7 protein-coding genes are annotated in these 11,796 nt (G+C 69.4%); 4 read left to right on the top strand and 3 right to left on the bottom strand.

All coding sequences use genetic code 11. The features are described 5' to 3' along the window. Positions 1 to 7 precede the first annotated feature (7 nt). The gene (locus ACFWHT_RS07045; RefSeq protein WP_378826769.1) at positions 8 to 1,183 is read right to left on the bottom strand and encodes a cysteine desulfurase family protein; all 1,176 of its coding nucleotides are present in this window, start codon (positions 1,181 to 1,183) and stop codon (positions 8 to 10) included. A 110-nt stretch (positions 1,184 to 1,293) separates the two neighbouring features. Between ACFWHT_RS07045 and glgX the strand changes: the two genes are divergently transcribed. The 3 genes from glgX to glgB all read left to right on the top strand — a co-directional run bounded on the left by glgX (position 1,294) and on the right by glgB (position 7,716). After that, a complete protein-coding gene (gene glgX / locus ACFWHT_RS07040; protein ID WP_378826767.1) occupies positions 1,294 to 3,363 on the top strand; it encodes a glycogen debranching protein GlgX in 2,070 nt (689 codons plus the stop codon). Between the two features lie 76 nt (positions 3,364 to 3,439). Further along, positions 3,440 to 5,512: a maltotransferase domain-containing protein gene (locus tag ACFWHT_RS07035; protein ID WP_378826764.1), complete on the top strand. Its 2,073-nt coding sequence runs from the start codon at positions 3,440 to 3,442 to the stop codon at positions 5,510 to 5,512. Then, a complete protein-coding gene (gene glgB, locus ACFWHT_RS07030) occupies positions 5,509 to 7,716 on the top strand; it encodes a 1,4-alpha-glucan branching protein GlgB (RefSeq protein WP_378826762.1) in 2,208 nt (735 codons plus the stop codon). Before ACFWHT_RS07035 ends, glgB begins: the two co-directional genes overlap by 4 nt. A 30-nt stretch (positions 7,717 to 7,746) precedes the next feature. On the opposite strand, the gene ACFWHT_RS07025 is transcribed toward glgB, so the two are convergent. Together ACFWHT_RS07025 and ACFWHT_RS07020 are read right to left on the bottom strand one after the other, a co-directional pair. Continuing rightward, positions 7,747 to 8,697 (bottom strand): tetratricopeptide repeat protein, encoded by a 951-nt coding sequence (locus ACFWHT_RS07025; RefSeq protein ID WP_378826760.1) that lies wholly within the window; start codon positions 8,695 to 8,697, stop codon positions 7,747 to 7,749. Beyond that, the gene (locus tag ACFWHT_RS07020) at positions 8,694 to 10,556 is read right to left on the bottom strand and encodes a glycosyl transferase (RefSeq protein ID WP_378826758.1); all 1,863 of its coding nucleotides are present in this window, start codon (positions 10,554 to 10,556) and stop codon (positions 8,694 to 8,696) included. The genes ACFWHT_RS07025 and ACFWHT_RS07020 overlap by 4 nt, the downstream gene beginning before the upstream one ends. Before the next feature lie 159 nt (positions 10,557 to 10,715). Between ACFWHT_RS07020 and ACFWHT_RS07015 the strand changes: the two genes are divergently transcribed. Further along, on the top strand, positions 10,716 to 11,795 hold the full coding sequence (locus ACFWHT_RS07015; protein WP_378826757.1) for an AI-2E family transporter: 1,080 nt from the start codon (positions 10,716 to 10,718) through the stop codon (positions 11,793 to 11,795). Position 11,796 lies beyond the last annotated feature (1 nt).

The following is an 11,796-nucleotide window of genomic DNA, read 5'->3' as shown; positions in this document are numbered from 1 at the left end:
GTCCAGTCTACGAGCGTGCGGCTGACCGGGCGCCGGATGCCCGCTCGTAGACGTCGGCGATCACAGCGAGCACCGCATCGACGTCTTCGTCGCCCGAGGTGCGCCCCAGCGTGAACCGCAGGGCGCTGCGCGCCTCCTGCTCGCTGCGCCCCATCGCCAGCACGACGTGCGAGGGCTCCGCGACCCCCGCCTGACAGGCCGAGCCGGTGGATGCCGCGATGCCGGCCGCGTCCAGCAGGAACAGCAGGCTCTCCCCCACCGCATCCGGGAACAGCAGGTGCGCGTTGCCCGGCAGGCGGTCGGTCGGATCCCCCAGCAGCACCGCAGAAGGCACGGCCGAGCGGATGCCTGTGATCAGCCGGTCGCGCAGGGCTCTCAGCCGCGCGGTCTCGGCCTCGCGTTCCTCCTCGACCGCCTCCAGGGCCGCCGCGAACGCCGCCGCACCGGCGACGTCCTGGGTGCCCGCCCGCAGGCCGCGCTGCTGCGCACCGCCGTGCAGGAGCGGGGCCAGACGCGCCGAGCGGGCCACGACCAGCGCCCCCGTCCCGACCGGCGCCCCGATCTTGTGCCCGGCGACGCTCATGGCGACCAAGCCGGAAGCGGCCGGAGCTGCGCCGCGGAGGCGGCGGAAGGACAGCGGGAGGTGCCCCCACGCGGCGATCGCATCCAGGTGCAGCGGCACGCCGGCAGCCGCGGCCACGGCGGAGAGGCCGGCGGCGTCGTTGATCGTGCCCGACTCGTTGTTGGCGATCAGCGCGGTGGCAACCGCAGCGCCGCCCAGCGCCGCGGTGAACGCCGCGAGGTCGATGTGCGCACGCCCGTCGACCCGAACCGCCCGGACCTGCGCGCCGTCCTCCGCCAGCGAGGCGACCGTGTCCGTCGTGGCGTGGTGCTCGGCATCCGGAAGGACCACGGCATCCGTCCCCGCCGTGCGCGAGCGCCACAGCCCCTGCAGGGCGGTGTTGACCGACTCCGTGCCGCCGGAGGTGAAGATCACCTCGATCGCATCGCACCCGAGCACCGCCGCCGCCCGCTCCCTAGACTCCTCGAGCACGCGCCGGGCGTGCTGTCCTGCGCCGTGCGTCGAGGACGCGTTCCCCGGCACCTCCGCAGCGGCCAGCCACGCATCCCTGGCCTCCGGGCGGAGGGGCGACGTCGCCGCGTGATCGAGGTAGAAGCGCATGACACCATTGTCCCCCGCTCGCACCTACCGCGGGCCCGACGGGACCGGGGATCAGCCATCACGGCATCCGGGTTCACGACACGGGTCGGCACCCGTTTAGGCTGTTCTCCATGCCCGCGACGTCCACGCCTCCCCTGGGAGGATCCGTCCTCGACGATCTCGGCGTCCGTCTGCACGACGGCGTCGGCACGATCCGCGTCTGGTCACAGCACGCGGCATCGGTCGAACTCGTGATCTTCGATGCCGACGACCTGGACTGGGAGACCGCGCAGGTGCCCCTGGAACGGCGACCCGGCGGTGTCTGGGAGGCAACCACAGAGCTGCTGCAGCCGGGTACGCGGTACGCGCTGCGCGTGGACGGACCGCACGGGCCCGGTCACGTGTTCAACTCCGAGACGCTGCTGCTGGACCCCTACGGCCGAGGACTCGCCCAGGGCGACGGCTACGAGGAGTGGCGCTCGGTCGTGATCGAAGACGGTTTCGACTGGGGCGACGTGCGAAAGCCCGGCGTTCCGATGGACCGCACCGTCATCTACGAGGGCCACATCAAGGGCCTGACCAAGCGGCACCCCGACGTGACTCCCGCCCTGCACGGCACATACGCCGGCCTCGCGCACCCGGCCATGATCGAGTACCTCCTCTCATTGGGCGTCACCGCGATCGAACTGCTGCCGGTGCACGCGTTCGTGCCGGAGCCCCGGCTGCTGGAGCGCGGGCTGACCAACTACTGGGGCTACAACACCCTCAGCTTCTTCTCCCCCCACACCGCTTACGCCAGCGAGACCGCCCGCAAGGGCGGCCCGGAGGCGGTGCTCGCGGAGTTCAAGGGCATGGTCAAGCTGCTGCACGAAGCCGGGATCGAGGTGATCCTCGACGTCGTGTACAACCACACGAGCGAGGAGGGTATCGGCGGTCCGCGTTCGAGCTTCCGCGGCATCGACAACGCCTCCTATTACCGCCAGCAGGCCGACGGCACCTATATCGACACGACAGGCGTCGGCAACACGCTCGACACGTCGACGGACGCCGCCGCACGCCTCGTCCTCGACTCCCTGCGGTACTGGGCCGGCGAGATGCAGATCGACGGATTCCGGTTCGATCTCGCCTCGGCACTCGGACGAGACGCGAACCACGAGTACGACCGAGAGCATCCGCTGCTCGCGGCGATCCGCGAGGATCCGCTGCTGCAGGATGTGAAGATCATCGCCGAACCCTGGGACGTGGGCCTGGGCGGGTGGCAGACCGGCAACTTCCCGGACGGCTGGAGCGAATGGAACGACCGCTACCGGGACCGGGTCCGCAACTTCTGGCTCAGCGACATCGACTACGCCCGCCGAGCTTCCGCTCCGGTCGGCATCGGCGGTTTCGCGAATCGCCTCGCCGGTTCGGCGAACACCTACAGCGAGGAGCGCGGGCCGCTGGCGAGCATCAACTTCGTCACCGCGCACGACGGCTTCACGCTGCACGACCTCGTCGCCTACGACGTCAAGCACAATGAGGCCAACGGTGAGGACAACCGCGACGGCGCCGACATGAACCGTTCGTTCAACCACGGCGTCGAGGGGCCGACCGACGATCCCACGATCCTCGCCCTGCGACGCAAGGCCATGCGCAACCTCATGGGCACTCTGCTGCTCTCCGCCGGCATCCCCATGATCACCGCCGGCGACGAGTTCGGGCGCACCCAGCGCGGCAACAACAACGCGTACTGCCAGGACTCGCCGATCAGCTGGCTGAACTGGGAGCACGAGCCCTGGCAGAAGGACCTGCTCGCGCACATCTCGCTGCTCACCCGCCTGCGCGCAGAGAACCCGGCACTGCGACCCGGCCGGTACGCGCGCCTCGGCGAGCACATCCCCGAATCCAGCGTGATGGACTGGTTCGACCAGAACGGCGAGACCATGGAGGTCGAGCAGTGGAACGACCCCCGCAATCGCACGCTGCAGTACGTGGCGGCGAGTGTGCCCGAAGACGGATCCTCCAATCGCATCCTGCTGATCGTCCACGGCACGGAGGCGCCCATCGACGTGCGCCTGCCCGACTCCATCGACGGCGCGAGCTCGTTCGTGCAGCTCTGGTCGAGCGCGGACGAGGCCCCGTCCACAGAGGGACGACGCTGCTCGCCGGGCGACGTCATCCCCATCCCCGGGACGTCGATGCGCCTGTTCCGGGTGGAGTGAGCAGCCCGCCTCGGCGGATGCGCGACGCGCTCAGCGGGGGCGTGACGCGCCCCACGCCGAGCGGTACATTCAAGGTGTGGCAGCACGAACCGCTCTCGAACCCGCGGCGCTGAGAAGCCCCGCCCGGATTCCCCTGCGGTCCGCCGCGGAGACCGACGCGGGTCAGGGAGCGCGGACCGGACGCATCCCGCTCTTCGACCCGTCGCCCCGCGTGCCGCACGGCCATCCCGCCAAGGCCTTCACCGGAGAGGTGGTGCCCTTCAGCATCGTCTGCTTCCGCGAGGGCCACGATCGCATCGGTGTGCATCTGCGGTTGAAGGACCCCGCCGGCGCCGAAACGCTGCACCGGCTCAGCGCGCTCGAGGACGGATCCGACCGCTGGCGCACCGAGATCGCGATCGACCGCACCGGCGAGTGGCAGTACCGCTTCGAGGGCTTCGCCGACGACTTCGCGACCTGGGCGCATGCAGCCGCGGTCAAGGCGGAGGCGAACGTGGACATCGAGGTCATGTGCGCGCTCGGCGAGACACTGCTCACGTCCGCTGCGGCGGAGAAGGACCGCCCGGCCACCGAGCGCACCCTGCTGCGGGCGGCGGCGAAACGGCTGCGCCCCGCCGGCGCCGCCGCTCTGACGGCTGTGGCGACCGACGATGCCGTCGCCGACGCCTTCACGGCCCGCCCAATCGCCTCGCTCGGCTCGAGCACACCGTGGCTGACACTGGCCGTGGATCGACGCCTCGCGGGTGTGGGTGCCTGGTACGAGTTCTTCCCCCGATCGGAAGGAGCAGTCCGCCGCAAGGACGGCACGATCAAGAGCGGCACCTTCACCACGGCGGCCAAGCGCCTGCCGGGCGTGGCGGGCATGGGCTTCGACGTGCTCTACCTCGTGCCCATCCACCCGATCGGCACCACGAACCGCAAGGGACGCAACAACACCCTGGTCACCGAGCCCGGGGACCCCGGCTCGCCCTATGCCATCGGATCCGCCGATGGAGGGCATGACGCCATCCACCCTGAGCTCGGCACCGAGAAGGACTTCCGTGCCTTCGTGCGTGCGGCGCAGAAGCAGGGCCTGGAGGTCGCCCTCGACCTCGCCCTGCAGGCTTCGCCCGACCACCCGTGGGTGACAGAACATCCGGAGTGGTTCACCACTCTTCCCGACGGCACCATCGCGTACGCCGAGAACCCGCCGAAGAAGTACCAGGACATCTACCCGCTGAACTTCGACAACGATCCCGCGGGCATCTCCGCCGAGATGCTGCGGGTCGTGATGCACTGGGTCGGTCTGGGCGTGAAGATCTTCCGCGTCGACAACCCGCACACCAAGCCGCTGCGCTTCTGGGAGTGGCTCATCGCCGAGGTCAACGCCGCCGACCCCGACGTGATCTTCCTGGCCGAGGCGTTCACCCGCCCCGCCGTCATGCGGGCGCTCGCCGCCGTCGGGTTCCAGCAGAGCTACTCGTACTTCACCTGGCGCAACACCAAGGCCGAGCTGGAGGAGTTCCTCGGCAGCGTCTCGCACGAGACGAGCGACTACATGCGGCCGAATCTGTTCGTGAACACCCACGACATCCTCACCGAGTACCTGCAGTTCGGCGGCCGCGCGGCCTACCGCATCCGCGCGTGCATCGCCGCGACCGCGGCCCCCGTGTGGGGCGTCTACGCCGGGTACGAGCTGATCGAGAACGTCGCCCGCCCCGGTTCCGAGGAGAACATCGACAACGAGAAGTACGAGTTCAAATTCCGTGACTGGGACGGCGCCGAGGAGCGCGGCGAGTCTCTCGCTCCCCTGCTGCGCCGGCTCAACGAGATCCGGCGCGCCCATCCCGCACTGCAGCAGCTTCGCAACATCTCCTTCCACTGGAGCGACGACGATTCGGTGCTCGTCTACTCGAAGCACCTGGACGCCGCCTTCACCGGCACCGGAGCCGCCGACACGATCATCGTGGTCGCGAACCTCGATCCGCACTCGGTGCGCGAGACGACCGTGCACCTCGACACCCGCATCTGGGGCGTCGAGCCGGGCGAGACCTTCGAGGTGGAGGACCTGCTGACGGGCGCGGTCTGGACCTGGACCGACCACGACTACGTGCGACTCGACGCCTTCGCCGAGCCGGTGCACATCCTGAAGGTGAAGGAGCGATCATGAGCCATCTCGAGGACGTCTCGGCATCCGCCGACTGGATCGGCATCGCCCAGGGCGCGCATCACGACCCGCATTCCGTGCTGGGGCCGCATCCCGAGACGGATGCCGTCGGCCGCACCACCACGACCGTGCGCGTGCGAAGGCCCCTGGCGCGCCGCGCCGAGCTCGTCTTCGAGGACGGCACCCGGCTCGAGCTCGTGCACGTCGCACACGGCATCTGGGAGGCCCGTCACGACGGCCCTCCCCTGGCCTACCGGATCGCCACTTCGTACGACGACGGCGATGAGCACCTCGCCGGCGACCCCTACCGCCATCTCGCCGCGCTCGGCGAACTGGACCTGCACCTCATCGCCGAGGGTCGCCACGAGCGACTCTGGCAGGTGCTCGGCGCTCATCCGCGCGCGCTCGACGGCGACACAGGGGTGGACTTCGCCGTCTGGGCCCCGAACGCTTCGGCCGTGCGCGTGATCGGCGACTTCAACGACTGGAACGGCGAAGGACACGCCATGCGGTCGATGGGCGGCAGCGGAGTCTGGGAGCTGTTCGTCCCCGGCGTGGTGGTGGGAAGCAGGTACAAGTACGAGATCCTCTCCCAGACCGGCCGCTGGCTGGCGAAGGCCGATCCGATGGCGCAGGAGGCGGAGGTGCCGCCGGCGACGGCATCCGTCGTCACCCTGAGCGCCTACCGCTGGAACGATGCCGCATGGCTGACACGACGCGCCGCGACGCACGCGGTCGCACACCCCATGTCGGTCTATGAGGTGCATCTCGGATCGTGGCGGGGCGGCCTGGGCTACCGCGATGCCGCCGATCCGCTCATCGAGCACGTGCAGGCGACGGGCTTCACCCATGTCGAGTTCATGCCGCTGGCGGAGCATCCGTTCGGAGGGTCCTGGGGGTACCAGGTCTCGGGGTACTACGCCGCGACCAGCCGCTTCGGCTCCCCCGACGATCTTCGGTACCTGATCGACCGGCTGCACCAGGCCGGCATCGGCGTGATCATGGACTGGGTCCCCGGCCATTTCCCGAAGGACGACTTCGCCCTCGCCCGTTTCGACGGCCGGGCGCTGTACGAGCACGCCGACCCGCGCCGCGGCGAGCATCAGGACTGGGGAACGCTGATCTTCGACTACGGACGCAACGAGGTGCGCAACTTCCTCGTGGCGAACGCGCTGTACTGGCTCAGCGAGTTCCACGTGGACGGGCTGCGCGTCGACGCCGTCGCCTCGATGCTGTACCTCGACTACTCCCGCAAGGACGGGGAGTGGGAGCCGAACGTCCACGGGGGGCGGGAGAACCTCGAGGCGATCCGCTTCCTGCAGGAGGTCAATGCCACCGCCTACCGGTTGCACAAGGGCATCGTCATGATCGCCGAGGAGTCCACCGCGTTCCCCGGTGTGACGGCTCCCACCGATCACGCGGGTCTCGGCTTCGGCTTCAAATGGAACATGGGCTGGATGAACGACTCCCTCGTGTACATGAAGAGGGACCCACTGCACCGCTCGCACCATGAGGGCGAGATCACCTTCTCGTTCGTCTACGGCTTCGGCGAGAACTACATGCTGCCCATCAGCCATGACGAGGTCGTGCACGGCAAGGGCAGCCTGATCGCCCGAATGCCCGGCGATCATCACCACAAGCTCGCGAACGTGCGCGCCTACCTGGGGTACATGTGGGGCCACCCGGGCAAGAAGCTGCTGTTCATGGGGCAGGAGTTCGGCCAGATCGGCGAGTGGTCCGCCGATCGGGAGCTCGACTGGTGGCTGCTCGATCAGCCGTCGCACGCGCAGCTGCAGCGATTCGTGAGCGCGATGAACGGCGTGTACCGCAGGCAGGCGCCGCTGTGGGAGAGGGACAACGACAGCACGTCCTTCACGCGCCTCGGGGCGCCGAGCTGGGATCCCAGCGTGGTGGCGTTCGAGCGCAGGGATGCCCATGGCGGCCGCCTCGCCGTCGTGACGAACTTCGCCGGCGTCACGCGCACCGGCTACCGGCTCGCGCTCTCGGAGGAGGGCGAGTGGCAGGAGGTCCTGAACACGGATGCCGCGGAGTACGGCGGCGGCGATGCGGGAAACCTCGGGCTCGTCGAAGCGCGCAGGGACACCGATGACGCTCCCGCCATCGCCTCGATCACGCTGCCGGCGCTGTCGACGATCTGGTTCCGGCACCAGCCGGAACCGCATGTCCCGACGCCCAGCCGGTACTGACCCGACCGGGCGCGCGTGCGCCTCGCCCGGTCAGAAGAGCAGGGAGGCCAGGCGCGTGCGAGCCGAGGCGACGCGCGGATCCGCGGAGCCGATGAGGTCGAACAGCTCGACCAGCCGCTCACGCACCGTCGCCCGCTGCTCCGGCGCGACGGCGGAGAACAGCTCGAGGAGCCGTGAGAACGCGTCGTCGACATGTCCGCCCGCGAGGTCGAGGTCCGCGACCCGGAACTGGGCCTCGACATCAAGAGGAGCAGCCGCGGCGGCCGCTCGCACCTCCTGAAGGTCGAGTCCCTGAACGCGGTCGAGCAGGCGCACCTGGCCCAGTCCGGCCTTGGCGTCCTCGTCGCGCGGATTCTCGGCCAGGGCGCGCTGGTACGCCGTGATCGCCCGCGCGTAGTCGCCCGCCTCGATCGCGGCGAACGCCTCGGCGTGCAGCGGTGGAAGCGGGGCCTCCTCGGCCTCCTCGGCCGGAGCTTCCTCGCCGCCCCCGGCGGGAACGGTGCCGGTCACGCCGTTCTGCGCGGCGACCTCGAGCAGGCGTCCGAACACCTCGCGCACCTGCTCCTCGGGCACCGCACCGGTGAACATCGGCACCGGCTGCCCGCCGATCAGCGCCACGACCATGGGAATGGACTGGGCACGGAACGCCTGCGCGATCTGCGGATTCGCATCCACATCCACCTTCGCGAGCACCACCCGGCCGGCGAGGTCGCGAGCGACCTTCTCGATGATCGGGCTCAGCTGCTTGCACGGCCCGCACCACTCCGCCCAGAGGTCGACCACCACCGGCACCGAGCGGGACAGCTCGAGGATCTCGCCGAAGGTCGCGTCGGTCACATCGACGACGACGCCCCCGGATGCCTGCGAAGCGCCGTCCTGGGCGGCCGCGGCGTCCTGCGGCGCCGAAGGCTGCGCAGCTCTGCCGCGCAGCGAGGACAGGTCGACGGCGCCGCGCAGGGCGGCTGCGGAAATCTCGGTCACTTGATCACCTTCACGCTGAGGAGGTCCTGATGGTAGGCCAGCAGACGGATCTGCTCGTTGGAGCCCTGGGCGGGAACCGCGAAGAACAGCTGCATCCCGTAAGCGGTGACGTAGCCCTTCGCGGACTCCTTCACGCCCGTGAGAGCCTTCGCCTGCTCGTCTCCGCCGAATCGGATGACGGCGTCGGAGTTGGTGGGTTTCACCGTCTGTGTGTCGATCACGTTGACAGTCACGACCGCGCCGCTGTCGAGCGTGGCCATGGAGAGCGGTTCGTCGTCGGCCGGCGTCATGGCGAACGTCGCCTTGGAGGTCTTGCTCGCTCCGGCATCGGCGGCCTTCTTCACGACGGCGGCGCGACTGTCGCGGATCGCCTCGGCCAGCTTCTGCGACACCTCATCGAAACGACCGGAGAACTCGCTCTTGTCACCGGCGTCGACGAAGTCCGAGAACGCATCGGCGAGCTCGGCGGGCGCCAGCGACAGGAACGCCGACTCCTCGGGCACCCGGGTGGTGCCGAGCCAGGCGGGCGCGACGTCGGGGAACGTGCTCGACGCCGGCATCTCGGCGATCGAGGAGACCCGGTAGTTCGACCACGGGTCGGTCTGCGTCATGGTCAGCACCACGGGCGGCTTCGTGTCGTCGTCTTCGGATGCCGTGAGCGCGAGCACGGTGCGCGGCCAGCCGCCCGTGGCCTCGGGCAGCAGGATGCGCACCTTGCCCAGCGGCAGCGCCAGCACCGTGTCGCGCTCGGCGATCTTGTCCCGCAGGATGTACTCGGTCTTGCGTCCGGCCAGCGCGTCGCCGCTCAACCGGGTCGAGGCCAGATCCGCGTCGAGGTCGGCGTCGGCCTTCTCGAGAGTGCCGGCGATGTCGGCGACGATGCGCGCACCCTGCTTCTCGGTGACGACCGGTGGCTTCTGATTCTCGGGAGCCACGACGGAGGGCGTCGGTGTGGGGGTCGGTGTCGCCGCCCCGAACTGCGGCCACGAATCAGCCGAGCAGCCGGTCGCGATCACGGCCGTCAGCGCCAGTGCCGGGAGGGCGAGCGCGAGCCGGCGAGGGTGGGACGCGGTGCGCTGCTGCGCACCCGCGTCGCCGGGCCTGTCGGGCGTGGCGGGGCTGTCGGTGGGCTCCGAGTCGTTCTCGGGGCCCGGCTCGGCGCCCGCCTCGATCCGAGCGCGCTCCGGCAGGCTGATCGGCTGCGTCTCGGGCAGCGGGCCCGGGCCCTTGCGCCGCGGGCCGCGGCCGCGGCGCTGATATCGGATCGCGAGCACGTACAGCACGAGCCCCGCAGCCAGCAGCAGTGCCCCGGCCGCCATGAGAGGACCGGCCCACGGAGTGCGCGTGTCGAGTGCCCAGGAGACCAGGATGTCGTCGGGTGCGGGCTGCGTGCCGTCCCGGGCGATGAGGACGCTGTTGCCCGCGGTGAGCTGCATCTCCGCGACCAGCGCGTCCTGGTCCGCGAACTCGTCGAGCCAGAGATCGGACCCGACCGGCGAGCGACCCGAGGTCTCGCCTCCCTCGGCCGGCGGCTGCGCCGCTTCCACGCGCGAGGTCTCGGGGTCACCGGTCCTGTCCAGCGTGACGAGGTCGTACGACGTGTCGGACAGCCAGGCTGTCATGTCGTCGGTGCGACCGTACGCCACGACGATGTCGCCTTCGCCGCGGACCATGAGCGTCTGCAGCCCGGTGTGCGCACGCAGCACGTCGGCGTCGACGAGGACGTACGGGGTCGGCTGGTCCACCGTGACCTCCATCCGCTGCTCGGACGGGCCCATGAAGATCGTCCGCTGGGCGATTCCCGCTCCGATGAGAACCGTGGCCAGCACGAAGGCCACGACGGCCCATACGAATCGCACGAATCAACTCCTTACGTGACCGCGGCGTCCGCCGCAGGTCTCCGCTCGACGTTCCAGACTATCCAAACCACCTGTGCATTGCCCACGAGGGCACGGCACGTCGCGCACGCGAGCGGCGTGCGCGGACGATTAGGCTTGCTCGCATCCGAACGGAGGACGATGAAGATCCACAGCCCCTTCCGCACCGCGCTGGTGGCGACGCTGGGCGTCGGCCTGGGCATCGTGCTGCTCACGAGCATGCAGACGTTGTCGACCGTCATCCTCTACATCGGCACGGCGCTGTTCCTCAGCCTCGGTCTGGACCCACTCGTGAGCTTCCTCGAGCGCCGAGGCCTGCCCCGCTGGGCTGCCGTGCTCCTCACCATCCTCGCCGTGCTCGGCATCTTCACGGTGATCGTGCTGATCGTGCTCCCGGTCGTGGTCGAGCAGATCTCTCAGCTGGTGTCGCAGATCACCGCTCTCATCGTCGACTGGGAGACGACGATCCAGAACATCAAGGACTGGATGACCGACACGTTCCCCAATCTGCGCGTCGACGACGTCTTCACCTACGTCGAGAACTGGATGCAGACCGAGGACTGGGCGAAGAACCTCACCGACTGGAGCGGCTCGATCGGGCAGGGCGTGCTGGTGGTCGGCGGCGCCGTGCTCACCGGACTCTTCGGTGCGTTCGTCGTCCTGATCCTCACGATCTACCTCACCGCGTCCACCCCCTCGCTCAAGGGTGCGGTGTACCAGTTGGTACCGGCATCGAAGCGGGAGCGATTCATCGACATCGCCGATCAGATCACCGACTCGGTGGGTCACTACGTCATGGGACAGGTCACGCTGGGCGTGATCAACGGCATCCTCAGCGCCATCTACCTGTCCATCATCGGCGCGCCGTTCACCGCGGTGCTCGCCGTCGTCGCGTTCTTCTTCTCCCTCATCCCGCTCGTGGGCACACTGACCGGTTCGACGCTCATCGTGCTGGCCTGCCTGCTTCCGGGGGTGGGTTCTCCCGGAACCGCACTGGCCGCCGCCATCTACTACCTCATCTACATGCAGATCGAGGCGTACTTCATCGCGCCGCGCATCATGAGTCGCGCGGTCGCCGTGCCGGGAGCCGTCGTCGTGATCGCCGCCCTCTCCGGCGGTGCGCTGCTCGGTCTGCTCGGCGCGCTGATCGCGATCCCGGTCGCTGCGAGCATCCTGATCATCTACCGCCAGGTGCTCATCCCCCGGATGAACGAGCGATGAC

The sequence above is a fragment of the Microbacterium sp. NPDC058342 genome (assembly GCF_042723935.1).
GTDB lineage: Bacteria > Actinomycetota > Actinomycetes > Actinomycetales > Microbacteriaceae > Microbacterium.
This window is presented reverse-complemented; position numbering and strand designations above follow the sequence as displayed.